Origin of the sequence: Pseudogemmatithrix spongiicola (assembly GCF_030623445.1) — a bacterium.
GTDB classification, from domain to species: Bacteria; Gemmatimonadota; Gemmatimonadetes; order Gemmatimonadales; family Gemmatimonadaceae; genus Pseudogemmatithrix; species Pseudogemmatithrix spongiicola.
Map to the genome: position 1 here is coordinate 1,460,806 of NZ_CP130613.1, position 23,839 is coordinate 1,484,644.

The following is a 23,839-nucleotide window of genomic DNA, read 5'->3' on the forward strand; positions in this document are numbered from 1 at the left end:
AGTTTGCTGGCGTGTACTCCACCTGCACCTTCTGCCACGCGCCGCTGGGCCGCAACGAGGTCCTCGAGCACTTTCCCGTCGGGAAGCGCGTGGCCGTGGATCAGGCGCGCGGCCGCTTGTGGGCGGTGTGCCCCAGCTGCCGCCAGTGGAACCTGTCGCCCCTCGAGACGCGCTGGGAGGCGATCGAGGAAGGCGAGAAGCTGTACCGCGATTCCAAGCTGCGCGTGGCGACGGAGCAGATCGGCCTCGCCAAGTTGCGCGACGGCACGGAGCTCATTCGCATCGGCGAACCGCTGCGCCCAGAGTTCGCCGCGTGGCGGTACGGTACGCGCTTCCGCTCGCGGCGGCTGCGCACGCTGGCGGGCTTCGCCACGGTGACCGTCCTCGGAGGCGTTGCCGCGGCGGGCCCCGCGCTCGGCATCGGTCTCGCGTCAGCCGCGCTATTGCCGTACCACTTCTACACCATGTACGGCAACGCCCGTCGAGCGCGGCAGATCGTGCTGCACGCGGCGGACGACCAAGGGCCGCTCTCGTTGACGCGCTCGCACCTGGCCAGCGCAAAAGTCGTGCACGCACCGGATGCGCCTCAGGGATGGGCCCTCAGGGTCTACCGCCACCGCGGCGCACTCGCGCTCGGCAAGTGGGGGCCATTCACGGGCTGGTGGGACGGGGCATCCGATCTCGTGGGTGCGTCGGCGCTCGCCGTGGCACGGCTGGCGATGCCGGAAGTGAATCGCGAGGGCGCGGCCGATAGCATCGTGCGCGAGGCGACGACCTTGCTTGAGGCGGGGACGCCGGTCGAGACGCTGCTGCGCGAGCGGGCCGCGACCACGATTGCGGGCGACCGAGAGAGTTTTCTCGTGAGGGCGCCGGCGCCGCTTCGACTCGCACTCGAAATGGGCCTCCATGAGGAATCCGAACGACGAGCCCTCGAGGGCGAACTGCAGTCGCTGGAGGCCCGCTGGCGAGAGGCCGAGGAGATCGCGGCAATCGCAGACTCGCTGACCCTGTCTGAAAGGGTCTTCCGTACGCTTGATCGACTCCGGGAATCCTGATGTACTCGACCTGTACCTTCTGCCACGCACCCCTCGGTCGCAACGAAGCGCTGGAGCACTTTCCCGTGGGCGGCCGCGTGGCCTTCGACCAAGCCCGCGGTCGCCTCTGGGCGGTGTGTCCCAACTGCCGGCAGTGGAACCTCTCGCCCCTCGAGACGCGATGGGAGGCGATCGAGGAAGGCGAGCGGCTCTATCGCGACACCAAGCTGCGTGTCGCGACCGATCATATCGGCCTCGCCAAGCTGCGCGACGGCACGGAGCTCATTCGCATCGGCGAGCCGCTGCGCCCGGAATTCGCCGCGTGGCGGTACGGCGAGCGCTTCACGCGACGCTACCGCAAGGCGTGGATGATCGGTGTCGGTGGCGTCGCGGTCGCGGGGGGCTGGCTGCTCGCGGGTCCTGCCCTTGGCATCGCGTTCGGCAGCATCTCGACGCTGCCCCTCAATGCGTATACGACCATCAAGGGCGCCTACGATGACCGGAAGGTCGTCGTGCGACACGAGGACGACACCGGGCCGTTCATGGTGACGCGCTCGCAGGTGCGGGCCACCCGCATCGTGCGCGACGCGTCGTCCGCGCTCGGCTGGAGCATCGAGGTGCAGGGGCGGCCCGGCGTACCCGATGCCCGCGGGCTTGGACCCTCGCGCACCTTGCTGGGCAAGGATGGGGCCCGTGACGCACCGCGCATCATCGATGGGCCCGCCGCACTCCAGGCGATGCGCGCCATCCTCCCGGAGGTCAATCGGAACGGCGGTCGCAGCGCGACCGTGGCCGAGGCCGTGAAGGCGTTGGAAGCGATCGGCGGCCCGGAGCGCATGTTCCTCGATGGACTCAAGCCGTCGAGCCTCTCCAAGCAGCCCGGCCGTTCGTGGGAGCTTGGCGAGACCGACGCGCATCTGCGCCTCGCCCTCGAGATGGCCGCGCACGAGGAGACGGAGCGCCGAGCGCTCGAAGGCGAACTGGCAGCGCTCGAAGCCGTCTGGCGTGAGGCCGAAGAGATTGCGGCCATCGCCGACGGACTGACGCTTCCGACACGCGTGGCGCTGCGCCTTGAACGCCTCCTCAAGGACCGCTAAGTTTAACAGGCTACACACCTTACGCCTGTTCCGCCCCATGCCGACCTACGAGTACCGCTGCCCCGAAGGGCACGAGTCCGAGGACTTCGTCCTCAAGATCAGCGATGCCAAGCCTGAGATCCCCTGCGCCACCTGCGGCGCCGTGGCCTCGCGCCGCATGAGCGCGGGCTCGGGGCTGCTCTTCAAGGGCTCGGGCTTCTACATCACGGACTACGGCAAGGACGGCAAGAAGGACCTGCGCGAGAAGCAGCAGAAGGCGGCCGCGAAGCCGGCAGACAGCGCGGGGGCTGCGGCCCCAGCGTCGGCCGGCGCTGCGCCGGCAGCGGCGCCTTCGGCATCGACCCCGAGCAGCGGCAGCAGCGGCACGAGCTCGGCCTCGTGACCGCACTCGAACCGCTCCGCGACGCGCTCGTGCGCGCCGCCGTCGCCCTCGGCGCGCCAGCAGATACCAAGGTCCACCTCGAGCGCCCGCGCGATCCCGCGCACGGGGATTGGGCCACGAACCTCGCGATGACGCTGGCGAAGCCGCTCGGCAAGAAGCCGCGCGACATCGCCGACGCGCTGGTCGCCACGCTCGACCGCAAGGCGGCGGGCGTCTCCGACATCTCGGTTGCGGGTCCGGGTTTCATCAACATCCGTCTGGACACCGCGGATCTCGCAGCGGGCGTCGCGAAGATCCTCGCGGCCGGCGAGACCTGGGGACGCGGCACGGCGGGGGCAGGGAAGCCCGTCGTCGTCGAGTTCGTCTCGGCGAATCCGACGGGCCCCCTGCATGTGGGCCACGGCCGCCAAGCCGCGCTCGGCGATGCCATCGCGGCGCTGCTCGCCTCGCAGGGCTGGAAGGTGCAGCGCGAGTTCTACTACAACGACGCCGGCGTGCAGATCGCGAACCTCGCGCGCTCCGTGCAGGCGCGCCTGCAGGAGTTCGCCGGCGACTCCGTGGTGATTCCCGAGGGCGGCTATCACGGCGAGTACATCCGCGAGATCGCGTCGCGCTACGCGACGGAGTTTCCCGACGACCGTCGCGGGCACGATCTCGAGCAGGTGCGCCAGGTCGCGGTCCGCGAGTTGCGGAAGGAGCAGGACCTCGACCTCCGCGCCTTCGGCGTGCAGTTCGATGTCTACTACCTCGAGAGCTCGCTGTACACGGACGGGTTGGTCGAGAAGACGGTCGCGCAGTTGCAGGCCAGCGGCCACACCTTCGAAGAGGGTGGGGCACTTTGGCTGCGCAGCACCGAGTTCGGCGACGACAAGGACCGCGTGATGCGGAAGTCGGATGGCACGTACACGTACTTCGTGCCCGACGTCGCGTATCACGTGACGAAGTTCCAGCGCGGCTTCACGCGGGCCATCAACGTGCAGGGCGCCGACCATCACGGCACCACGGCCCGCGTCCGCGCGGGGCTGCAGGCGCTGGAGATGGGCATCCCGCAGGGGTATCCGGAGTACGTGCTGCACCAGATGGTCACGGTGATGCGCAGCGGCGAGGAGGTGAAGATCTCCAAGCGTGCCGGCAGCTACGTGACGGTGCGCGACCTCATCGACGAAGTCGGTCGCGACGCGGTGCGCTACTTCTTCCTCATGCGGAAGGGCGACAGCCAGCTGGTGTTCGACGTGGATCTCGCGCGCTCGCAGAGCGAGGAGAACCCGGTCTACTACATCCAGATGGCCCACGCGCGCGTCTGCGGCATCTTCCGCGTCGGCGAGATCCAGCAGGACCGCATCACGGGCGAGGGCGTCAACTGGGCCGTGATCGATACGCCCGAAGAGCGCGAACTCGTGAAGGCGATCCTCGACTGGCCGGCCTTCGTGGCGGGCGCCGCCGAGAACCTCGAGCCGCACCGCATCGCGAATTGGCTGCTCGAAACGGCGCGGCTCGTGCACACCTGGTACCACAAGCACCACGTCCTCGGAGAGGCGCCGGAGGTCATGCAGGCCCGGCTCGCCCTCGCCAAGGCCGTGCGCATCACCCTCGCCAACGGGCTCGGCCTGCTCGGCATCGCCGCGCCCGAGCGGATGTAGTAAGCGGATGTAGTAACTAGTCGTATTCTTGAACGGAAATCACCACGAAGGCACGAAGACACGAAGGAATGGCGACCGTCGCGCCGTCCCGCTTCCGTTGTGTGTTTTTCAGAGAAGCTGTTTGTTGCTGTTCCAGCGCACCGAGACAGTACCCTTCGTGTCTTCGTGCCTTCGTGGTGAAAGCAGTTGCCCGTGCCATCCCACACTCGAGATCTAGATGAGCGTGCTTGTCGTCGGTTCCGTCGCCCTCGATTCCGTCGAGACTCCATTCGGCAAGGCCGATGAAGTCCTCGGCGGCTCCGCCAACTACTTCGCCGCCTCGGCGTCGCATCAGACGCCCGTGCAGCTCGTCGGCGTCGTCGGCAGCGACTACCCGATGGAGAAGCTCGAGCCGCTGAAGGCGCGCGGCATCGACTTCGCCGGACTCGAGACTGCGCAGGGCGAGTCCTTCCGCTGGCGCGGGCGGTATCGCCACGACCTCAACTCCGCCGAGACGCTCGAGACGCGCCTCGGGGTGTTCTCGCACTTCCGCCCGAAGATCCCCGCGCAGTTCCGCAGCGCCGACTTCGTGTTCCTGGCGAACATCGACCCGCGCCTCCAGCTCGAAGTCCTCGGCCAGGTCGAGCGCCCCAAGCTCGTCGCCTGCGATACCATGAACTTCTGGATCGAGTCGCGCCGCGCCGACTTGCTCGAGCTCATCGGCAAGGTCGACCTGATCACGCTCAACGACGGCGAGGCGCGCCAGCTCACCGAGAAGGCCAACCTCGTGCACGCGGCCAAGTGGATCCTCGACCGCGGCCCGAAGACGGTGCTCATCAAGAAGGGTGAGCACGGCGCCTTCATGTTCACGCAGTCGAGCGTCTTCTTCGCGCCGGCGTATCCGCTCGAGAGCGTGTTCGACCCCACGGGCGCGGGCGACTCGTTCGCCGGCGGCTTCATGGGCTGGCTCGCCCGCACGGGCGACCTGAGCGAGGCGAACATGCGCCGGGCCGTCATCGTCGGTTCGGCCATGGGCTCCTTCGTCGTCGAAGGCTTCTCGCTCAAGCGGCTGCTCGAGATCTCGCGCGAGGACATCGAGAAGCGCGTCGCCGATTTCCACCAGCTGGTGACCTTCGACCAGGCCCTGAACGCGTGAGCGCCGACGAGAAGCTGACCTACGCGAGCGCCGGCGTCGACATCGACGCCGCGGACGACTCCAAACACCGCATCAAGAAGCTCGTCGAGAGCACCTTCACGGCGGGCGCACGCGGCGCGTTTGGCGGCTTCGGCGGCATGTTCCGCGTGCCCGAGGGCGCCAAGAAGCCGCTGCTCGTCGCCAGCGCCGACGGCGTGGGCACGAAGATCAAGACCGCCATCGAGGCCGATCGCCACGACACCATCGGGCACTGCCTCGTCAACCACTGCGTCAACGACATCCTGGTGCAGGGGGCGAAGCCGCTGTTCTTCCTCGACTATGTCGCCTTCGGCAAGCTGATTCCCAGCGTCGTCGAGGGCGTCGTGGCCGGCGTGAGCGCGGGATGCCGGGAGAACGGCGCGTCGCTCATCGGCGGTGAGACGGCCGAGATGCCGGGCGTGTACACGCCGCCCGACTATGACCTCGCGGGCTTCATCGTGGGCTGGGTGGAAGAGGACCAGGTGATCACCAGCGCCGGCGTGAAGGACGGCGATGTGCTGGTGGGGCTCGGCAGCACAGGCCTGCACACGAATGGCTACTCGTTGGCGCGCCGCATCGTCGCCGAGCGACTCAAGCTCGGGCCGCACGACGTGTTCCCGGAGCACGGCGGCAAGTCGGTCGCCGACGTGATGCTCGCCGTGCACCGCTCGTACCTGCCGATCCTCGGCGGCGCGCTCGGACGCATCCACGCGATGGCACACATCACCGGTGGGGGAATCCCCGGCAATCTCGATCGGGCGCTGCCGTCACATTGTGATGCAGTCGTCGACACGACGAGCTGGGAGATTCCAGCCTTGTTCCGGGTACTCGAAGAGGCGGGCCAGGTGGATCGTGCCGAGATGTACCGCGCCTTCAACATGGGCGTCGGCATGATTGTGATTACCGACACAGCTGGCGCGTCCTATATACGCGACCTTGCGTCGCAGGCCGGGGTCGCCAACTGGACCATCGGCCACATCCGTCCCGGCACGGGGCGGGTTCACCTCGTTTAACGCCTGGAGCGTTCTCGGTATGCGTCGTCTCATGGTCGTTTCGGCTGTCGCGCTGACCGTCGCCTTCACCCCGTCGCGGGCCTCCGCCCAGACCTGCTCGAATCCCTCGCAGATCGGGGATGCCTGCGCGGTCGCCAGCGACTTCTTCCGCTACATGGCGCCGCAGTTCGGCACGGCCATCGCCGGCGGTAGCCACACCCTTGGCATCGGCACCAACCTCGGGGGCTTCCCGCACTTCGCCGTCGCGCTGCGCGCGAACGCGGTCCTCGGCAACTTCCCGACGATCGACAACGTGCAGCTCGGTGCGGCCAACCCGCGCAACTTCGCGGTCGAAGACGGCGGCGCCGCGATGGTCACGGCGGACTTCGCGCTGGGCCTCACCAAGGGCTTCAACGTCGGCGTCACCCGCATCGGCGGCATCGACCTGATCGGTGGCGTCACCTACGTCCCGACGCTCGAAGAGGACAACTTCACGCTCACGCCGCAGTCGAACGTCTCGGTCGGCCTCGGTGCCCGCGTCGGCCTCTTGCAGCAGTCGGCGCTGATTCCGGGCGTCGCGTTCTCGTACATGAAGCGTGACCTGCCGACGGTGGATCTCACCTCCAGTGCGGACGACGGCAGCACCTTCGATCTCAACGACTTCTCGATCAAGACGTCGTCATGGCGCCTCTCGGCCCAGAAGAACCTGCTCCTGTTCCAGCTCGGCGCCGGCATCGGTGGCGACACCTATGACTTCTCGACGGCGGCGACGGTGAACGTCGTGGACGGTCCGCTCTCCGCGACCGGCAGCTTCTCGGACAAGGCCTCGATGAGCCGCACGACGATGTACGGCTCGCTCGGCCTCAACCTGTTCCTCGTCAAGGTCGTGATCGAAGGCGGCCAGGTGTCGGGCGGCAGCATCGCCACGCAGAACACCTTCGACACGCCCGCGGACGAGAAGCGCCTCTACGCCAACGTCGGCCTCCGCATCAGCTTCTGAGCTCGACGGCTTCCATGACTCCAGCGGACGCCGCGCAGGACGCGGCCTTCATGCGCCGCGCGCTCGACCTGGCGCGGCGCGGCTGGGGCCAGACGGCGCCGAACCCCATGGTCGGCGCCGTTGTCGTTCGCGACGGCGAAGTCATCGCGGAAGGCTTTCACGCGCGCTTTGGGGGGCCGCACGCCGAGGCCGCCGCGCTTGCGGCGCTGCCGAAGAAGGGTGCGCGCGACGCCGTCGTGTACGTCACGCTCGAACCGTGCGCGCATCACGGCAAGACGCCGCCCTGTGCCGACGCCCTGATCAAGGCGAAGGTGCGCCGCGTCGTCATCGCCTGCACGGATCCGAATCCGGTGGCGGCGGGCGGCATCGTGAAGCTGCGAAGCGCCGGTATCGAGGTCGATGTGGGCATCGAGCAACAGGCCGCCGAGGAGCTCAACGCGCCGTTTCTCCGCGCGGCGAGGCGCCGCGACCGTCCCTTCATCACGCTCAAGCTCGCGCTCTCGGCAGAGGGAGCGATCGCGCGGGCGGACGGCCGCCAGCAGTGGCTCACGGGCCCCCAGGCCAAGCGGGAGGTGCACCGCCTGCGCGCCGGGGCGGATGCCATCCTGGTCGGCATTGGCACGGTGTTGGCCGACGATCCCGCGCTCACCGTGCGCGAGTGGCCGGAACCGCGCGTCGCGCCGTGGCGCTTGGTCCTCGACCGGCGCGCTCGCTTGCCTCTGACGAGCCAGCTCGTGAAGACGGCGCGGGAGGTGGCGGTGGGCGTACTGGCTGAGCGCCCGGACCCGTCGACGATGGCGGCACTCACGGCGGCGGGGGTGGAGGTGAGCGTCGCGCCCGATCTCGGGGGACACCTGCGGGCCCTCCGCAGCCGGGGCGTCCAGCACATCCTCGCCGAGCCCGGCGACCGTGTGGCCACGGCCCTGCTGGAGGGCGGATTCGTGGACCGCCTGATTATCTTTCGGACGTCGGTCCCGCTGGGGCCTGACACCCTCGCCGCGGTCGGGAAGGTCCTGCCGCCGGTCGAGGGGGGCGCGGGGTGGTCGGTGCTCGCCGAACAGGATCTCGGCGCGGACCGCATGACCATCTACCGGAACGACGCGCCTCGCTGATTCCACCCTCGCGGCGCCGATGTTCACTGGTCTCATCACAGCGGTTGGCGAAGTCACGGCGGTCTCCCAGACGGAGGCCGGCCGCGAACTCGTGATTGCCGCGCGGTACGAGGGGCTCACGCTGGGCGAGAGCATCGCGTGCAGCGGGGTGTGCCTCACGGTGCGCGACTTCGCAGCCGGGCAGTTCACGGTGGGCGCCGTGGTGACCACGCTCGACCGCACGCACATCGGTGCGTGGCGTGTGGGGACCAAGCTGAACCTCGAGCGTGCGATGGCCCTCGGCGATCGCCTCGGCGGCCACATCGTCCAGGGGCATGTGGACGGCGTCGGCGTGGTGGAGCGCGCCGAGCGGCGGGACGATGCGTGGATCGTCGATGTGCGCGTGCCCGACGACATCGACGAACTGCTCGTGCCGCGCGGCTCGATCGCCGTGGATGGCGTGAGCCTCACCGTCGTCGAACTGCCGGCGCCGAATCTCATGCGGCTCAGCATCATCGAACACACGATGCGCCACACCACCCTCGGGAGCCTGCGCGCGGGCCACCGGGTTCATCTGGAAGGCGACATCCTTGCCAAGCACCTCAAGCGCCTCGCGGCGCCCTTACTCAAGAGTTGAGCATATGTTCGGGACGATCGAACAGGCCATCGCCGATCTGCAGGACGGCAAGTTCGTCGTCGTCGCAGACGACGAGGATCGCGAGAACGAAGGCGACCTCATCGGCGCGGCGGAGCACATCACGCCGGCGATGGTCAATTTCCTCATGCAGGCCAAGGGCATGATCTGCGTCGCGCTGAGTCCCGCGCGCGTCGAGGCCCTGAACCTCGAGATGATGGGCTCGGAGAACACCGACGCGCTGCGCACGGCGTACACGGTGACCGTGGATGCGGCGGCGCGCCACGGCGTCACGACGGGCATCAGTGCCAGCGACCAAGCCACGACCATCCGCCTGCTGGCCGATCCGGCGAGCGCGCCGAGCGACCTGCGCCGGCCCGGCCACGTGCATCCGCTCCGGGCGCGCGAAGGCGGCGTGCTCCAGCGCGTCGGCCACACCGAGGCCGCCGTGGACCTCATGCGCCTGGCCGGCCTGCAGCCCGCCGGCGTCATCTGCGAGATCCTCAAGGCGGATGGCTCCACCGCGAAGCGTCCGGACCTCGAGGCCTTCGCCAAGGAACACGGGCTGACGTTCATCACCGTCGCGCAGCTCGTCGCGTACCGGCTGCAGCATGAGCGCCTCGTGCATCGCGAAGCCGAGGCCCGCCTGCCGACCGAGTTCGGCGAGTTCCGGCTGGTCGGCTACCGCAACGACGTCGACGCGCGTGAGCATGTGGCGCTGGTCTACGGCGACGTCGACGCCGGCGAGAACGTCCTCGTGCGCATGCACTCGAAGTGCCTCACCGGCGACACCTTCCACTCGCTGCGCTGCGATTGCCATTGGCAGCTGCACGAGGCCATGCGCCTCGTCGTCGAAGCGGGCAAGGGCGTCATCGTGTACCTCGACCAGGAAGGCCGCGGCATCGGGCTGCTCAACAAGCTCAAGGCCTATCAGCTGCAGGACGAAGGCGCGGACACCGTCGAGGCGAACGAGCGGCTGGGCTTCGCGCCGGACCTGCGCAACTACGGCATCGGCGCGCAGATCCTGCTCGACCTCGGGCTCAAGTCGATCCGTCCGATCACGAACAATCCCAAGAAGCTCGTCGGGCTCGAAGGCTATGGCCTCGCCCTCGGCGAACGCGTGCCGATCATCTCGCCGACGAACGGCGAGAACGCCGAATATCTCGAGACCAAGCGCACGAAGCTCGGTCACCTGCGGGCGGTCTGATGGCCGAGTTCATCGGAGTGCCGAGCGCCGAGGGCCGGCGCGTCGTCATCGTCGCCAGCCGCTTCAACGAGCACATCACGCAGAAGCTCGCCGACGGCGCGCTGGATTGCTGCCTCAAGCACGGGGGCCGGCTCGAGGACGTCGACCAGATCTGGGTGCCCGGCGCCTGGGAACTGCCGCCGGCGGTCATGAAGGCGCTGCAGACGGAGCGCTATGATTGCGTCGTCGCCGTCGGCGCCGTCGTGCGCGGCGAAACGCCGCACTTCGACTTCGTCGCCGGGGAAGCGAACCGCGGGCTCGCGCTGCTGCAGGGCGAGTTCGGCGTGCCCATCGGCCTCGGTCTGCTCACCACCGACACCATGCAGCAGGCGGAGGACCGGGCCGGCGGTGTGCATGGCAACAAGGGCTGGGACGCGGCGCTGGCGGCGCTCGAGATGGCCGATCTGTTCGGTCGCCTCGACCTCATGAACGACGCGGAGGGCTGATGGCGCGCATCGAGACGCGCGGCCGCGCCCGCGCCCTGCAGGCGCTCTACGCCTGGGACGTCCGCAAGGACGACGTGCCGTTGCCGAGGGTTGCGCAACTGGTGTGGGACGACCTCGGCACGGCGCCGGAGGAGCGCGCCTTTGCGCATGCGCTCATTCAGCTCATCGACGCCGATCGCGCGAACATGGACGCCGAGCTCTCCGAGGTCACGACCAACTGGCGGCTCGAGCGCTTGGGCCACATCGAACGCTGCGTGCTGCGCCTTGGCGCCGCCGAGTTGACGCAGGGCGGGACGCCGCCGCGCGTCGTGATCCAAGAATGCGTGCGGCTCGCCGAGCGCTTCGGGTCGGGCCAGAGCGCGCGCTTCGTGAACGGCGTGCTCGATGCCTTGGCCCGCAGGATGGGCCGGCTGTCTTGAAGATCTGCGCGGTCAACTGGCAGGACCTCGAGAATCCGCTGGGTGGGGGCGCCGAAACGCACCTGCATGAGATCCTCGAGCGTCTGGCGTCCTACGGCCATGAGGTCGTGTTGCTCTGCGGCGGCTGGCCCGGCTGTCCGCCGCGCGCCACGCGCCACGGCGTCGAGATCCATCGCGTGGGCACGCGGCAGACCTTCGCGCTGCTCGCCCGCGGGTACTGGGAGCGTGAACTCGCCGATCGCGGCTTCGATGTGCTGTACGAGGACATCAACAAGATGCCGCTGTTCACCACGCGGTGGAGCGGGCCGCAGCGCGTGGTCGTCGTGGTGCCGCACCTCTTCGGCGGCGCGGCATTCCAGGAGCTGAATCCCGTCCTCGCCGCGGCCGTGTGGCTGTCCGAGCGCCCGATTCCCTGGTTGTACCGTGGCGTGCCGTTCCAGGCGATCAGCGAGAGCACCGCGGACGACCTCGTGGCGCGTGGCATCCGTCGCGAGCTCGTGAAGGTCATCCCGCCGGGCGTCAGCTTCGACCACTACACGCCGGACGCGGCGGGTCGCGCCGCGACGCCGACGATCGCCTATCTCGGGCGGCTCAAGAAGTACAAAGGCGTGGATCTCGTCATCCGGGCGCTGGCCCAGATGCGGCACTCCGAGACCGTGCTCGAGATCGCCGGGGCGGGGGACTACCGGCCCGCCTTGGAGCGGCTGGTCGACTCGCTTGCCCTGCGCGAGCGCGTGCGTTTTCTTGGCTTTGTGACCGAAGCGGAAAAGCTGGCGCTCCTGCGTCGCGCCTGGGTCGTGTCGTTGGCCTCGCCCAAGGAGGGCTGGGGCCTCACGAACGTGGAAGCGGAGGCGTGTGGGACGCCGGTCGTCGCGTCCAATTCGCCCGGCATCCGCGAGTCCGTGCGTGACGGCGACACGGGCTACTTGGTCCCGCACGGCGACATCGCCGCCATGGCCGCGGCGTACGATCGGCTCGCCGGCGATCCGGCACTGGTGGCATCGATGGGCGCGAAGGCACGGGCCTTCGCGGAATCCTTCACCTGGGAGCGCTGCGCCCGCGAGACGGACGCCCACTTGCGCTCGGTGATCACACCCGGAGGACGGACCTAGTGGAAATCGTCATTCACGAGCATCACGCGGACATCTCGGAGTACATGCGCGTGCGCGCCTCGCGCGCGGTGGAACGCGCCGCCAAGCGCGTGCCGCGCATCGTGGAAGGCATCATCCGCTTCGAGCAGGATGGGGCGGCCCGTCGCGTCACCGTCACGCTGCGTGCACCCAAGCACCACGACCTCGTCGGCAAGGGCGAGGGCAAGTTCTTCGGGCCTGCGCTGAACGCCGCAATCGCCAAGGTGAACGCCCAGGCCAGCCGCGAGAAGCGCTCGCACGGGCGCCAGGGTGGCAAGCGGCCCGCTCGCCTGCGCGACTGAGCCATGCTCACGCTGACCGTCGGCCAGCTCTATGAGCGGCTCAAGGATTCGCTGCAGCTCGAGCTGCTGGGGAGTCCCGACGGGTTGAATCGGCCCGTGCCCTGCGACGATGCGTCGGGGCCGGGCCTCGTGCTCGCGGGGTACACCGGGCGCTTCGTGCATGAGCGCCTGCAGGTGATGGGCGAGACCGAGGTCACCTACCTCAAGTCGCTCACCGCCGAGGAGCGGCATCGCAACCTCACGGCTTACTTCAGCTACGACATCCCCTGCGTGATGATCACCAAGGGGCAGACGTTGCCGGAGGGGTTCGAGGAGCTCGCGACCAAAGCCGGCATCGCCATCCTCCGCTCGCGGCTCAAGACGCAGGAGTTCTACGCGAGGCTCGGGCCGTTCCTCGAGGACGCGTTCGCCCCGACTACCACCCTGCACGGCTCGCTCGCCGATGTGTACGGCGTCGGCCTGCTGTTCACCGGCCAGAGCGGCATCGGAAAGTCGGAATGCGTGCTCGACCTCGTCGAGCGCGGGCACCGCCTCGTCGCCGACGACGTCGTCATTGCGCGCCGCAAGGGCGCCGACGTCATCCTCGGCTCCGGACATCCGCTGCAGCGCCACTTCATGGAGATCCGCGGCGTCGGGCTCATCGACGTGCGCGCCATCTTCGGCATCCGCGCCGTGCGGCAGCAGAAGCGCATCGAGGTGATCGTGAACCTGGTGGAGTGGAAGCAGGGCATGACGGTGGAGCGCACCGGGCTCGACACGCAGACCACGACGATCCTCGACGTAGAGGTGCCGCGGATCTCGGTGCCGCTGAATCCCGGCAAGAACATCACGGTGGTGGCCGAGGTTATCGCGATGAACCACTTGCTGCGGTACAGCGGCGAGGATCCGGCCCACACGTTCAACGAACGCCTGAAGGGGCACATGCGCGAGAAGGCCGACGTGCAGCGCTATCTGCTCGATGACGATGAGTGACGCCCCGCGCGCCGTCGTCGCCGGCCACGGCGAGTTCGCCGTCGGCTTGGTCTCCGCGGTCCAGCAGATCACCGGCCTCGGGCACCTGCTGACGCCGGTGAGCAACACGGGGCTCGCGCCGGCGGCCATCGATGCGGCGATCCGCGACGCGCTCGTCGCCACCGGCGCGCGTGTGGTGTTCACGGACCTTCCGGCCGGCAGCTGCACCGCCTGCGTGCGTCGGCTGCTCAAGGGAGCGCCGGATGTCACGCTCGTGACCGGGGTGACGCTGCCGACGCTGCTCGCCTTCGTGATGGGCGCGAGCGTGGAGGATGCCGTCGCCAAGGGTCACGAAGCCCTCGGCCGCGTGGAGCCGCCGCGTGGCGCTTGACTACTTCCGCATCGACGACCGCCTGATCCACGGGCAGGTGGTCGTCGGCTGGGGGCAGCCCTGCGAGCTCGGCTTCCTCGTCCTCGTGGACGACGCGGTGGTCGATTCCGAGTGGGAGCAGGAGCTGTACCGGATGGGCGTGCCGCCCGAGATGGACCTCTACTTCGACTCCGTCGAGAGCGCGGCGCGGCGCATTGCCGACTATCGCGCCGATGCGCGCGCCGGCATGCTGCTGGTCGGTGACATCGCGACCATCGCCGCACTGCAGGCGCGCGTGCCCGACATCCGCACCGTAACGATCGGTGGCATCCACCACAAGGAAGGCCGCGTGCCACGGCTGCGCTATGTCTTCCTCACGCCGACCGAGGAGCAGGAGTTGCGCGCCCTCGCCGACCGTGGCGTAACCGTCGTCGCGCAGGACCTTCCGACGGCCGCGCCGATTCCGCTTCCCGACGTGCTCGCTGGGGACGGAACCGGCTGATGCTGCCGGAGCTCGCCGTCGACTGGCTGCAGCTGCTGCCGCTGGCCGCGCTCGGTGCGGTACTGGGGCTCGACGTCGTCAGCTTCCCGCAGGCGATGCTTTCGCGGCCGATCGTCGCGAGCACGCTCGCCGGTGCCATGCTCGGCGAACCGTTGCGCGGCCTGTGGATCGGCGCCGCGTTGGAGTTCTTTGCGCTGGAGTCGATGCCGTTCGGCGCGTCGCGCTATCCGGAGTGGGGGTCGGCGGCGGTGGTCGGCGGTGCACTCTTCGCGATGACGCCGGACAACACGCCGGCGGGCATGACGCTGGCGGCACTGGCCGCGCTGGCGGCGGCGCAGGTTGGTGGCCTGTCGATGGTGGCCCTGCGGCAATGGAACGCGCGCCTCGCGCGCCGGCGGCAGGCGGCACTCGCCCATGGGGACGGCCGCGCGGTGCTGACCCTGCAGATGGCCGGCATCGGCGCCGATTTCCTGCGCGGCGGCGCGCTCACGTTGCTCGCCCTCGCCGCGTTCTCGCCGTTGCGCGTGGCGATCCTCGCGACGTTCACGTTTCCGAACACGCTCTCGCGAGCCGTCGTCGTTTCCGTCGCCTCGGCCGTCGGGCTCGCGGCCATCTGGAAGGTGACCGCGACGACGCACGGCGCGCGCTGGTGGTTGCTGGTCGGCCTGATCATCGGCTTCGCGCTGGCGGGAGGGCTGGGATGACCACACCGCCGCCGCTGCCCCTGCTCGTACGCGCCGAGATCCTGCTGCGGCTGCTCGGGATCCAGGGCGCGTGGAACTACGAGACGATGCTGGGGAACGGCATCGCCTTCGCCATGGAGCCCGCGCTGCGTCGGTTGCCCGGCGGACGGGGCGGGGAAGCGTACCGCCAGGCGATCGCGCGGCACAGCGGCTACTTCAATGCGCACCCGTACCTCGCCTCGGTCGCAGTAGGTGCCTTGGCGCGGGCCGAGCTCGATGGAACCCCCGCGGCGCACATCGAGCGCTTTCGCGTTGCTGCGCCCGGTCCCCTCGGGTCCGTGGGCGATCGCCTCGTGTGGGCCGGCTGGCTCCCGCTGTGCTCGGCAGTGGCCCTCGTCGCCTTCGGCCTAGGCGCGTCGCCGTGGGGCGTGGTGGCGCTGTTCCTCGGGCTGTACAATCTGGGACACCTCGGCCTGCGCATCTGGGGCCTGCATGCGGGGTGGGCCCATGGCCTGCGGGTGGCCCAAGCGCTGGGCAACCCAGTGCTGCGCAACGGGCCGCCGCATGTGGCCCGCGCGCTGGCCTTGGTGGCGGGGATCGCGTTGCCGGTGGCGGCACAGAAGCTCCTCGGGGAGGGGCGGGTGTGGCTGGGCGGGGTCTTGGCCGCCGTCGCGCTCGGGGCTCTCCTCGTGAGCCGACTTCAAGGCAGATTTGAGGGGTGGCGCCTCGCCATCTACGTGCTCGCTGCCTTCCTTCTCTACTCCGTGGTGCGCTGATGCTGCAACGAGACGTCGAGGTCATGAACGCCAACGGGATCCACGCGCGCCCCGCGGCGGAGATCGTGAAGTGCGCAGGGAAGTACCGCGCGCACATCACGCTTGAGCGCGACGGCATGCAGGTGAACGGCAAGAGCATCATGGGCGTGATGATGCTCGCCGCCGAGTGCGGCGCGACGGTCACCATCAAGGCCGACGGGGACGATGCGGCGGCCGCGCTCGACGCGCTCGCCGAGCTCATCGCGTCGCGGTTCGGGGAGCACTGATCGGTGCAGGCGGAGCTCACGGGCGTTCCGGCATCGCCGGGCATCGTCGTCGGTCCGGCGCACTTGCTGCGCTGGGAAGTGCCCGACGTCGACGCGCGCGTGCTGCTCGACGAGGAGATCGACGGCGAGATCGCCCGCTTTCGGGCCGCGGCGGCCAAGGCCATCGAGCGCCTGCGCGGCGTGAAGGCTCGCGCGGCGGAGAAGGCCGGCGAGGCCGAGTCAGCGATCTTCGACGTGCAGATCTCCATCCTCGAGGACGCGTCGCTGCGCGAGCAGGTCGAAGGCCTCGTGCAGCAGAACCTCGCGCCGGAGAAGGCCTTCGACATCGTGATGCTCGATTGGCGCGACCACTTCGGCCGCAGCACCAACCCGATGATGCGCGAACGCATCGGCGACCTGGTGGACGTGCACATCCGGTTGCTCACAGTGCTGCTCGACTTGCCCGATCACGATCCGGTGGACCTCGCGCCCGGCTCGAACGCCATCGTCGTCACGCACGACCTCACACCGTCGCTGACCATCCAGCTCGACCGCCGCGCGATCGCCGGCATCGCGACCGACGCGGGCACGCGCACCTCGCACGTGGCCATCCTCGCGCGCTCGCTCGGCCTGCCGGCTGTCGTCGGCCTCATCAACGCGACGTCGCGCATCACGTCCGGCGAGCGGGTGATTCTCGACGGGACCAACGGTCGCCTCATCGTGAAGCCGACCGCCGCCGAGCTCGCGCAGTTCGCCGATCGCGCGCGGCGCGAGGCGGAAGCGCAAAAGGAGCTGGCAGGACTCGTCGGTAAGGAGGCGCTCACCAGCGATGGCGTCCACATCACGCTGCGCGCCAACGTGGACCTCCCGGAGGAGGCGGGTGCGGCCGCCAGCCACGGCGCCGAGGGCGTCGGCCTCATGCGCACGGAGTTCCTCGTCGTCGGCCGCACGGCCATGCCGACCGAGGACGAGCAGTACCGGGCCTATCGGAAGGTCGTCGAGGCATTCAAGGACCAACCGGTCGTGATCCGCACCTACGACGTCGGCGGCGACAAGCTGCCGGTCGGTGGATTCCCGCACGAGCCCAATCCCTTCCTCGGCTGGCGCGCCATCCGCATGTGCCTCGACGAGCCCGAGCTCTTCAAGGTGCAGCTCAAGGCGCTGATGCGCGCGGCCGTCCACGGCGACCTGCAGATCATGCTGCCACTCGTCGTGTCCGTCGAAGAGGTACGGCAGGCGCGCTACCTGCTCGAGGACGCCGCGGCCGAGCTGCGCGCGAAGGGTGTCGAGCACCGCGCCGACGTACCGCTGGGCGTGATGGTCGAGACGCCCGCGGCGGCGGTCAGCGTCGATTCGTTCGTGAAGGACGTGAGCTTCCTGAGCATCGGCACCAACGACCTCGTGCAGTACACCTTGGCCGTGGACCGCGGCAATGCCTCGCTGGTCACGCGGTTCACGCCGCTGCATCCTGCGGTGCTGCGGCTGATCGCCCGCACCGTGGAGGTCGGCCACGCGGCGGGACTTTCCGTGAGCGTCTGCGGCGAGATGGCCTCGCAGCCGTTGATGGCGTACGCGCTCATCGGACTCGGGGTGCGGCAGCTCTCCGTGGCGGCGGTCGGCATCTCGGCCGTGAAGCGCATCGTGCGCGGCGTCAGCACCGAACGGGCCGCCGCGGCGGCGCAGGCCGCGTTGGCCGCGGCGACGGCGCGCGAGGCGGCCGATATCCTCCGCCATGCCCTGCGTGCAGAGCTTGGCGACGAGCTGCTCGATGGCTTGCTCGGTCTCGGCTAGGCGCGTTAACCTTCCCGTATCGAGATAGCGCTCGATATCGGCCGGCCGCAGTGCCGGCCGTTTCCTTACTACAGCCCAGCCCTTTTCTCCCGATGCTGCACCGCCATCTGTTCACCTCGGAGTCCGTCTCCGAAGGTCATCCGGACAAGATCGCCGACCAGATCTCCGACGCGGTCCTCGATCAGCTCCTCGCCCAGGACGCGCGCTCGCGCGTGGCCTGCGAGACCATGGTCACGACCGGCCTCGCGACGATCTTCGGCGAAGTCACGACGAACGCCTGGGTGGACCTGCGCCAGGTCGTGCGCGACACGATCAAGCAGATCGGGTACACGGAGTCGGGCATCGGCTTCGATGCCGACAGCTGCGGCGTGCTCAACGCACTCGGCCAGCAGTCGAACGACATCGCGATGGGCGTGGACACCGGCGGCGCGGGCGACCAGGGCATGATGTTCGGCTTCGCCTGCGATGAGACGCCGGAGCTCATGCCGCTGCCGATCACGCTGGCGCACAAGCTCGTGAAGCAGCTCGCCGACCGCCGCAAGGACGGCACGCTGCCTTGGCTGCGTCCCGACTCCAAGTCGCAGGTCTCGGTGGTCTACGAGGACGGCCGCCCGGTGGAAGTGGACACGGTGGTCATCTCCACGCAGCACGCGGACACGGTCAAGAACAAGACCATCCACGAGGCCGTGAAGCGCGACATCATCAACGAGATCATCCCCGAGGAGCTGCGCAGCAAGAAGATGAAGCTGCACATCAACCCGACGGGGCGCTTCGTCATCGGCGGCCCGCACGGCGACGCAGGCCTCACGGGCCGCAAGATCATCGTCGACACCTACGGCGGCATGGGCCGCCACGGCGGTGGCGCCTTCTCGGGCAAGGATCCGTCCAAGGTCGATCGCTCGGCGGCCTATGCCGCGCGCTGGGTGGCCAAGAACATCGTCGCCGCCAAGCTCGCCTCGAAGTGCGAGGTGCAGGTCGCCTACGCGATCGGTGTCGCCAAGCCGGTGTCCGTGATGGTCGACACCTTCGGCACGAACACCGTCGACGAGCGCTCGATCATGAAGGCGGTGAGCGAGGTCTTCGACCTCACGCCCAAGGGCATCATCGACGCGCTCGAGCTGCGCAAGCCGATCTACGGCCCCACCGCGGCCTACGGCCACTTCGGCCGGGAGCCCGAGAAGACCGTGCGTCTTGGCCAGAAGGTCACGCTCTTCACGTGGGAGCGGACCAACAAGGTGGCCGAGCTCAAGCGCGCGGTGCGCGCGGGCTGAGGCCCGGCCCATCGTCGTGATTGAAGTCAACGTCCAGCGGATCGGCCTCGACGCGCAGTCGCAGGCCTTCGTCGTGATCCTCGAGGAGCGCGCGGGTGACCGCGCGCTTCCCATTTGGATCGGGCGGCCGGAGGCGGAGGCGATCGCGGCGCACCTGAATGACGTGAAGCGCGAGCGGCCGATGACGCATGACCTCGCGGCCTCGCTCATCACCGGCCTCGGCGGGCTCCTGCGCCGCGTGCAGATCACGCGCGTGGTGCAGGGAACGTTCCATGCCGAGCTCCATCTCAATCGCCACGGCAGCAACATCGTCGTGGACGCGCGTCCGTCGGACGCGATCGCCATCGCCTTGCGTGCGGGGGCGCCGATCTTCGTCGCCGAGGCGCTGTTCGACGGGGACGACGATGCGGACGCCGACGCGCCGGCCGACGGTGACCATCTTTCAGTCGAGGAGCTGCAGCGGCACCTGAGCCACCTGCGGCCCGAGGACTTCGGACGCTTTACGCCATGACCGCACGCCGTCGCTTCGCGCTCCTACTCTCGCTCGCCGCGCTCGTGGCGATGCCGCTCGCCGCCCAGGGAACGCCGCGCGCGCTGGCCGGGACGGTGACGCGGCCGGGGGCGGGCAATCGGCAGCTTCCGGTGCCGGGTGTCTGGGTCGTGCTGCACCGCGTCGGCGTGGACGCGGCGAATCCCATCGACTCCATGCGCACGCGCGGCGACGGAACGTATGCCTTCGAGTACCGCGCGACCGGCGACACGAACGCCGTGTACTTCGTGAGCGCATCGCGCGGCGGCATCGCCTACTTCACGCCGCCGACGCGCGAAGCACGCGTGCGCGGCGGCATGGCCGACCTGCAAGTGTTCGACACGACGAGTGGACCGGTGCCGATCACCGTGCGCGGACGGCACGTCATCGTGACCGCGCCGGACACGGCGCAGCCCGTGCGTACCGTCATCGAAGTGTACGAACTCTCGAACGACAGCTCGCTGACGCGCGTGCCCGGGGCCGGACAGGTCGCGACCTTCGAGGCGCCGCTGCCCGCCGGCGTCACCGAGGTGATCGGCGGTCAGGGCGACATCTCGCCGGACGCCGTGCGCGCCGACGAAGGCCGCGTGCGCGTCTGGGCCCCGATCTCGCCGGGACTCAAGCAGTTCTCGTTCTCGTATGTGCTGCCGTTGAGCCAGACGGAGCTGTCGATCGCCCTGGAGCAGGACGTCCCGGTGATGGAGGTGCTCGTCGAGGACCCGCGCGGATCGGCCCTCGGTGCCGGATTGACCGAGGTGGACCCGGTGCAGGTCGACGGTCGCCCGTTCAAGCGTTTCCTGGCCCAAGACCTGAAGGCGCCGGCCACCGTGACGATCTCCGCGCCCGGCACGCAGGACTCCGGGTCGAGGACCCGCCTGTTGCTCATCGTCACCGCCGTCGGTGCGGCCATGTTGCTCGGCTTTGGCATGGCCATCATGCGGCGCGGCCCGGATGCGTTTGCGCGTCGCCGCGAGCCGACGCCGGAGGCGCTGGCGGCCGAGATCGCGGCCCTCGACGCGGCATACGACCAGCTTGCCGCACCGACCGAAGAGCAGAAAGCCGAGCACTACCTCAAGCGCGCGCAGTTGAAGGGGCGGTTGAGTGCCGTGCTTGCCAAGCGGGACGGGCTCGCGTAGGATTCCGTCCAACAACTGAAGGCGAACGCGGGACACGGAAGCCGGTGCAATGCCGGCGCGGCCCCGCCACTGTATCGGGCATCAGCATTCGTCCACTCGAGCACAGCCACTGCGACTTGCGGGTCGCGGGAAGGTGAGTGAGACGGCCCGGAGCCAGGAGACGACCCACGTTCGCGCCACATCGTCACCCTCGGGGGAGGGTCCGTGGCGTTCGCGTAGGTCCGCTGATCATCGACGGGCCGAGCTGACGTGCATCCGGGCTCCTTCCCATTGCGGAAGGAGCCTTTCGTGTTCTCGGACCCGGTTCGTCGGATCGCCACACTCGCGCTGCTGCTCGCTGCTTGCACGGGCCAGGAGCGCGCCGCGACGGGCGGGCCCGCGTTCTCGCACACGGTGATCGACGACTTCGGCGACACGTCGCGCTTCGCGCGGCCGGCACAGCGCGTCGTCTCGCTGAACCCCGTGACGACCGAGTTGCTGTTCGCCCTCGGTGTCGGGGATCGCGCCGTCGGGCGCACGACCTGGGACCTGTTCCCCGAGGCCGCGAAGGCCGTGCCCGACCTCGGCCCCGGCATGGGGCCCAACGTCGAGGCCGTGATGGGCCAGCGGCCGGACCTGGTGCTGCTCTACGCCAGCGAGTCCAACCGCGCCGCGGTGCAGCAGCTGCGCGCCGCCGGCATCGCGACGCTCACGCATCGCACCGACAAGGTCGCCGACCTGCAGCGCGTGTTGCCCGTGATTGCCGCGGCACTGGGCGTGGATTCGCTCGGCCGCCTCGTCGCCGACTCGGTGCGCGCCTCCGTCGAGGCGGTGCGCGCGATGCCGCGCCCGGCGGAACCCGTGCGCGCGTTCTGGCACATCTGGGATGCGCCGATCATGACGATCGGCGGCGGCAGCTACATGTCTGAGCTGTTGGAGATCGCCGGGGCGGTGAACGTCTTTGCCGACGCCGAGCAGCCGTCACCGGCCGTGTCGCTGGAGGAGATTGCGCGGCGCAATCCCGACGTGATCCTCGCGGGGCCCAACAACGCGCGCAAGTTGCGGGCGAATCCGCTCTGGCAGGCCGTGCCGGCGGTGCGCGCCGGTCGCATTCTCGTGATCGACACCACGGTGGTCGGGCGCCCCGGCGTGCGCATGGGCGAGGCCGCGCGCTTCCTGCGTCGCGCGCTGGTGGATTCGTTCGCGAACATCGGCTCGGGCCTGCCGTGAGCCTGCGCCTTTGGCTGCTGCTGGTGGGCATTGTCATCGTCGCCGCGGTGGTGGCGGTGGCCGGCGGTGCCGTGCCGATCGCGGCCCTCGATGTGCTGCGCGCGCTCGTCGGGCAGGGAGACGCCACGCAAGTCGCCATCGTGCAGGACCTCCGGCTCCCGCGCATTGCGCTCGGCATCACCGTCGGCGCGGGCTTGGCGGTGAGCGGTGCCGCGCTGCAGACCACGCTGCGTAATCCGCTCGCGGAGCCGTACCTGCTCGGCGTCTCCGGCGGGGCCGCGGCGGGCGCCGTCACGGCGGTCACGCTCGGCATCGCGTCCGCCGCGGTGCTGCCGCTGGCCGCATTCGCCGGCGCAGTCGCCGCGGTCGTCGTCGTGTTGCTGGTGGCGCGCGCCGTGGCCGGCCACGCCGACCCGCGCGTGCTGCTCATGGCTGGCGTCGTGGTCGGCGCGTTCTGCACCGCGCTCATCATGGTCGCCCTCGCCACGGCGCCGGAGAACACCGTGCGCGGTGCGCTGTGGTGGATGATGGGCTCCCTCGGTGACGCGCAGTGGCGTGGCGTACGCTGGGTCGCGCTCTACGTGGCGGTCGGCATCGGACTGCTCGTCCTGTGGGCGCGCGACATCGACGTGCTCGCCCTGGGCGAAGACGCGGCGGCCTCGTTGGGCCTCCCCGTCGAGCGCGTGACGCGCCGCGTCTACTTCGCGGCCTCGCTGCTCGCCGCAGCCACCGTGGCGGGCGCCGGACTCATCGGCTTCGTCGGCTTGATCGTACCCGCGATCGGCCGCGCGCTCGGAGCCCGCAACACGCGCGAGAGTCTGCTCGCCGCCGCACTCGTCGGCGCGGCACTGGTCGTGCTCGCCGATCTCGCCGCCCGCACGCTGCTGCGCCCCGCGGAACTCCCGCTCGGCGCCGTGACTGCCCTCATCGGCGTGCCGTTCTTCCTCTGGCGCCTGCGGAGGATGCGATGATCCGCTTCACGGACGTGGTGATGCGCTATCCGCACGCGGCGGCGCCCGCCGTCGATGGCGTGAGTTTCGACGTGCCGCCCGGTCGCATCACGGCGGTCGTCGGCCCGAACGGCAGCGGCAAGAGCACCTTGGTGCGTGCCTTGCTTGGACGGTTGCCGCTCGAGCGCGGCGCCATTGCACTCGATGGCCGTGACCTCATGACGATGCCCCGTCGCGATGTCGCCACGCAGATGGCAGTCGTCGCGCAGCGCGAGGAGCCGGTCTTCCCGCTGCCGGTTCCCGAGTACATCGCGCTGGGGCGGCATCCGCACGGTGGACCGTTCTCGGGACGCAGCCCCGAGGACCGGGCGGCGATTGCGCGCGCCGTGCAGCGCGCCGACGTCGCGGCCTTCGCCGATCGCAGCACCGACCAGCTCTCGGGCGGCGAGTGGCAGCGCGTGCGCATCGCCCGGGCGCTCGCGCAGGGTGGGCGCAGCCTCGTGCTCGATGAGCCCACCACGTTCCTCGATATCGCGCACGAGATGGCGGTGTTCGAACTGCTCGACGCGCTCGCGCGCGAAGGGCAGGGCATCCTGCTCGTCAGCCATCAGCTCAATCTCGTGGCCCGCTTCGCGGACCACATCGTGTTGCTGCACCATGGGCGCATCGCCGCCGCCGGGACGCCGGCCGAGGTGATGCGCGGCGAAGTGCTCGAACGCGTCTACGAGTGGCCACTCGTGGTCTCGCGCGATCCCGCCGTCGGCGCACCGGTGCTCGTACCGTTGCGCGGCCGGGGCACTCGCTAACCAGTCCGCGACCTCTCCGCCTCGTCTCCGTTTCCCCAACTTCCGGCACTCTTC

At 69.6% G+C, this 23,839-nt stretch carries 27 protein-coding genes and 1 riboswitch; all 27 genes read left to right on the forward strand.

Annotation, left to right across the window (positions count from 1 at the left end; all coding sequences use genetic code 11):
* Nucleotides 1-11: 11 nt before the first annotated feature.
* The 27 genes from Strain318_RS06575 to Strain318_RS06705 all read left to right on the forward strand — a co-directional run bounded on the left by Strain318_RS06575 (nt 12) and on the right by Strain318_RS06705 (nt 23,785).
* Entirely contained in the window at nt 12-1,055 is a 1,044-nt protein-coding gene (locus Strain318_RS06575) for a hypothetical protein (RefSeq protein WP_367887713.1), read from the forward strand.
* Nucleotides 1,055-2,131: a hypothetical protein gene (locus Strain318_RS06580; protein ID WP_367887714.1), complete on the forward strand. Its 1,077-nt coding sequence runs from the start codon at nt 1,055-1,057 to the stop codon at nt 2,129-2,131. The genes Strain318_RS06575 and Strain318_RS06580 overlap by 1 nt, the downstream gene beginning before the upstream one ends.
* A 37-nt stretch (nt 2,132-2,168) precedes the next feature.
* Entirely contained in the window at nt 2,169-2,513 is a 345-nt protein-coding gene (locus tag Strain318_RS06585) for an FmdB family zinc ribbon protein (RefSeq protein WP_367887715.1), read from the forward strand.
* Nucleotides 2,510-4,153, forward strand: a complete 1,644-nt coding sequence (argS, locus tag Strain318_RS06590) for an arginine--tRNA ligase (RefSeq protein ID WP_367887716.1) — start codon at nt 2,510-2,512, stop codon at nt 4,151-4,153. The genes Strain318_RS06585 and argS overlap by 4 nt, the downstream gene beginning before the upstream one ends.
* Before the next feature lie 217 nt (nt 4,154-4,370).
* Nucleotides 4,371-5,288, forward strand: coding sequence for a PfkB family carbohydrate kinase (locus Strain318_RS06595; RefSeq protein ID WP_367887717.1), 918 nt, complete (start codon nt 4,371-4,373; stop codon nt 5,286-5,288).
* Nucleotides 5,285-6,319 (forward strand): phosphoribosylformylglycinamidine cyclo-ligase, encoded by a 1,035-nt coding sequence (gene purM / locus Strain318_RS06600; RefSeq protein ID WP_367887718.1) that lies wholly within the window; start codon nt 5,285-5,287, stop codon nt 6,317-6,319. Before Strain318_RS06595 ends, purM begins: the two co-directional genes overlap by 4 nt.
* A gap of 19 nt (nt 6,320-6,338) precedes the next feature.
* Complete coding sequence (locus Strain318_RS06605; RefSeq protein ID WP_367887719.1) at nt 6,339-7,298, forward strand: hypothetical protein; 960 nt, start codon at nt 6,339-6,341, stop codon at nt 7,296-7,298.
* 14 nt (nt 7,299-7,312) lie between these two features.
* Nucleotides 7,313-8,410 carry a bifunctional diaminohydroxyphosphoribosylaminopyrimidine deaminase/5-amino-6-(5-phosphoribosylamino)uracil reductase RibD gene (ribD, locus tag Strain318_RS06610; protein WP_367887720.1) on the forward strand — a complete coding sequence of 366 codons (1,098 nt, stop codon included), beginning with the start codon at nt 7,313-7,315 and terminating at the stop codon, nt 8,408-8,410.
* A 19-nt stretch (nt 8,411-8,429) separates the two neighbouring features.
* Nucleotides 8,430-9,026, forward strand: a complete 597-nt coding sequence (locus Strain318_RS06615; protein ID WP_367887721.1) for a riboflavin synthase — start codon at nt 8,430-8,432, stop codon at nt 9,024-9,026.
* Nucleotides 9,027-9,030: 4 nt separating this feature from the next.
* On the forward strand, nt 9,031-10,230 hold the full coding sequence (locus tag Strain318_RS06620) for a bifunctional 3,4-dihydroxy-2-butanone-4-phosphate synthase/GTP cyclohydrolase II (protein ID WP_367887722.1): 1,200 nt from the start codon (nt 9,031-9,033) through the stop codon (nt 10,228-10,230).
* Nucleotides 10,230-10,715 (forward strand): 6,7-dimethyl-8-ribityllumazine synthase, encoded by a 486-nt coding sequence (gene ribH, locus Strain318_RS06625; RefSeq protein WP_367887723.1) that lies wholly within the window; start codon nt 10,230-10,232, stop codon nt 10,713-10,715. The genes Strain318_RS06620 and ribH overlap by 1 nt, the downstream gene beginning before the upstream one ends.
* Nucleotides 10,715-11,134, forward strand: a complete 420-nt coding sequence (gene nusB, locus Strain318_RS06630; RefSeq protein WP_367887724.1) for a transcription antitermination factor NusB — start codon at nt 10,715-10,717, stop codon at nt 11,132-11,134. The genes ribH and nusB overlap by 1 nt, the downstream gene beginning before the upstream one ends.
* A complete protein-coding gene (locus Strain318_RS06635; RefSeq protein ID WP_367887725.1) occupies nt 11,131-12,246 on the forward strand; it encodes a glycosyltransferase family 4 protein in 1,116 nt (371 codons plus the stop codon). Before nusB ends, Strain318_RS06635 begins: the two co-directional genes overlap by 4 nt.
* Complete coding sequence (locus Strain318_RS06640) at nt 12,246-12,566, forward strand: HPF/RaiA family ribosome-associated protein (protein WP_367887726.1); 321 nt, start codon at nt 12,246-12,248, stop codon at nt 12,564-12,566. Before Strain318_RS06635 ends, Strain318_RS06640 begins: the two co-directional genes overlap by 1 nt.
* A gap of 3 nt (nt 12,567-12,569) precedes the next feature.
* Complete coding sequence (gene hprK / locus Strain318_RS06645) at nt 12,570-13,538, forward strand: HPr(Ser) kinase/phosphatase (RefSeq protein ID WP_367887727.1); 969 nt, start codon at nt 12,570-12,572, stop codon at nt 13,536-13,538.
* Entirely contained in the window at nt 13,531-13,908 is a 378-nt protein-coding gene (locus Strain318_RS06650) for a PTS sugar transporter subunit IIA domain-containing protein (RefSeq protein ID WP_367887728.1), read from the forward strand. Before hprK ends, Strain318_RS06650 begins: the two co-directional genes overlap by 8 nt.
* On the forward strand, nt 13,898-14,389 hold the full coding sequence (locus tag Strain318_RS06655; RefSeq protein ID WP_367887729.1) for a PTS system mannose/fructose/N-acetylgalactosamine-transporter subunit IIB: 492 nt from the start codon (nt 13,898-13,900) through the stop codon (nt 14,387-14,389). The genes Strain318_RS06650 and Strain318_RS06655 overlap by 11 nt, the downstream gene beginning before the upstream one ends.
* Nucleotides 14,389-15,093 carry a PTS sugar transporter subunit IIC gene (locus tag Strain318_RS06660; protein WP_367887730.1) on the forward strand — a complete coding sequence of 235 codons (705 nt, stop codon included), beginning with the start codon at nt 14,389-14,391 and terminating at the stop codon, nt 15,091-15,093. The genes Strain318_RS06655 and Strain318_RS06660 overlap by 1 nt, the downstream gene beginning before the upstream one ends.
* On the forward strand, nt 15,090-15,848 hold the full coding sequence (locus Strain318_RS06665) for a PTS system mannose/fructose/sorbose family transporter subunit IID (protein ID WP_367887731.1): 759 nt from the start codon (nt 15,090-15,092) through the stop codon (nt 15,846-15,848). Before Strain318_RS06660 ends, Strain318_RS06665 begins: the two co-directional genes overlap by 4 nt.
* Complete coding sequence (locus Strain318_RS06670; protein WP_367887732.1) at nt 15,848-16,114, forward strand: HPr family phosphocarrier protein; 267 nt, start codon at nt 15,848-15,850, stop codon at nt 16,112-16,114. Before Strain318_RS06665 ends, Strain318_RS06670 begins: the two co-directional genes overlap by 1 nt.
* Nucleotides 16,115-16,117: 3 nt before the next feature.
* Nucleotides 16,118-17,884: a phosphoenolpyruvate--protein phosphotransferase gene (gene ptsP, locus Strain318_RS06675; RefSeq protein ID WP_367887733.1), complete on the forward strand. Its 1,767-nt coding sequence runs from the start codon at nt 16,118-16,120 to the stop codon at nt 17,882-17,884.
* 92 nt (nt 17,885-17,976) lie between these two features.
* Nucleotides 17,977-19,155 (forward strand): methionine adenosyltransferase, encoded by a 1,179-nt coding sequence (gene metK / locus Strain318_RS06680; RefSeq protein WP_367887734.1) that lies wholly within the window; start codon nt 17,977-17,979, stop codon nt 19,153-19,155.
* A 16-nt stretch (nt 19,156-19,171) separates the two neighbouring features.
* Nucleotides 19,172-19,666: a bifunctional nuclease family protein gene (locus Strain318_RS06685; RefSeq protein ID WP_367887735.1), complete on the forward strand. Its 495-nt coding sequence runs from the start codon at nt 19,172-19,174 to the stop codon at nt 19,664-19,666.
* The gene (locus tag Strain318_RS06690; RefSeq protein ID WP_367887736.1) at nt 19,663-20,820 is read left to right on the forward strand and encodes a hypothetical protein; all 1,158 of its coding nucleotides are present in this window, start codon (nt 19,663-19,665) and stop codon (nt 20,818-20,820) included. Before Strain318_RS06685 ends, Strain318_RS06690 begins: the two co-directional genes overlap by 4 nt.
* Nucleotides 20,821-20,831: 11 nt before the next feature.
* A riboswitch (cobalamin riboswitch) is annotated at nt 20,832-21,004 on the forward strand.
* Between the two features lie 104 nt (nt 21,005-21,108).
* On the forward strand, nt 21,109-22,029 hold the full coding sequence (locus Strain318_RS06695; RefSeq protein WP_367887737.1) for an ABC transporter substrate-binding protein: 921 nt from the start codon (nt 21,109-21,111) through the stop codon (nt 22,027-22,029).
* Entirely contained in the window at nt 22,026-23,000 is a 975-nt protein-coding gene (locus Strain318_RS06700; protein WP_367887738.1) for a FecCD family ABC transporter permease, read from the forward strand. Before Strain318_RS06695 ends, Strain318_RS06700 begins: the two co-directional genes overlap by 4 nt.
* Nucleotides 22,997-23,785 carry an ABC transporter ATP-binding protein gene (locus Strain318_RS06705; protein WP_367887739.1) on the forward strand — a complete coding sequence of 263 codons (789 nt, stop codon included), beginning with the start codon at nt 22,997-22,999 and terminating at the stop codon, nt 23,783-23,785. The genes Strain318_RS06700 and Strain318_RS06705 overlap by 4 nt, the downstream gene beginning before the upstream one ends.
* Nucleotides 23,786-23,839 lie beyond the last annotated feature (54 nt).

Coding starts and splice junctions, on each gene's coding strand:
- Strain318_RS06615 (WP_367887721.1), top strand. CDS start 8,430: ATGTTCACTGGTCTCATCACAGCGGTTGGCGAAGTCACGGCGGTCTCC.
- Strain318_RS06660 (WP_367887730.1), top strand. CDS start 14,389: ATGCTGCCGGAGCTCGCCGTCGACTGGCTGCAGCTGCTGCCGCTGGCC.
- Strain318_RS06650 (WP_367887728.1), top strand. CDS start 13,531: ATGAGTGACGCCCCGCGCGCCGTCGTCGCCGGCCACGGCGAGTTCGCC.
- hprK (WP_367887727.1), top strand. CDS start 12,570: ATGCTCACGCTGACCGTCGGCCAGCTCTATGAGCGGCTCAAGGATTCG.
- ribD (WP_367887720.1), top strand. CDS start 7,313: ATGACTCCAGCGGACGCCGCGCAGGACGCGGCCTTCATGCGCCGCGCG.
- Strain318_RS06620 (WP_367887722.1), top strand. CDS start 9,031: ATGTTCGGGACGATCGAACAGGCCATCGCCGATCTGCAGGACGGCAAG.
- Strain318_RS06580 (WP_367887714.1), top strand. CDS start 1,055: ATGTACTCGACCTGTACCTTCTGCCACGCACCCCTCGGTCGCAACGAA.
- Strain318_RS06665 (WP_367887731.1), top strand. CDS start 15,090: ATGACCACACCGCCGCCGCTGCCCCTGCTCGTACGCGCCGAGATCCTG.
- metK (WP_367887734.1), top strand. CDS start 17,977: ATGCTGCACCGCCATCTGTTCACCTCGGAGTCCGTCTCCGAAGGTCAT.
- Strain318_RS06605 (WP_367887719.1), top strand. CDS start 6,339: ATGCGTCGTCTCATGGTCGTTTCGGCTGTCGCGCTGACCGTCGCCTTC.
- Strain318_RS06585 (WP_367887715.1), top strand. CDS start 2,169: ATGCCGACCTACGAGTACCGCTGCCCCGAAGGGCACGAGTCCGAGGAC.
- Strain318_RS06705 (WP_367887739.1), top strand. CDS start 22,997: ATGATCCGCTTCACGGACGTGGTGATGCGCTATCCGCACGCGGCGGCG.
- Strain318_RS06670 (WP_367887732.1), top strand. CDS start 15,848: ATGCTGCAACGAGACGTCGAGGTCATGAACGCCAACGGGATCCACGCG.
- Strain318_RS06595 (WP_367887717.1), top strand. CDS start 4,371: ATGAGCGTGCTTGTCGTCGGTTCCGTCGCCCTCGATTCCGTCGAGACT.
- ribH (WP_367887723.1), top strand. CDS start 10,230: ATGGCCGAGTTCATCGGAGTGCCGAGCGCCGAGGGCCGGCGCGTCGTC.
- Strain318_RS06690 (WP_367887736.1), top strand. CDS start 19,663: ATGACCGCACGCCGTCGCTTCGCGCTCCTACTCTCGCTCGCCGCGCTC.
- nusB (WP_367887724.1), top strand. CDS start 10,715: ATGGCGCGCATCGAGACGCGCGGCCGCGCCCGCGCCCTGCAGGCGCTC.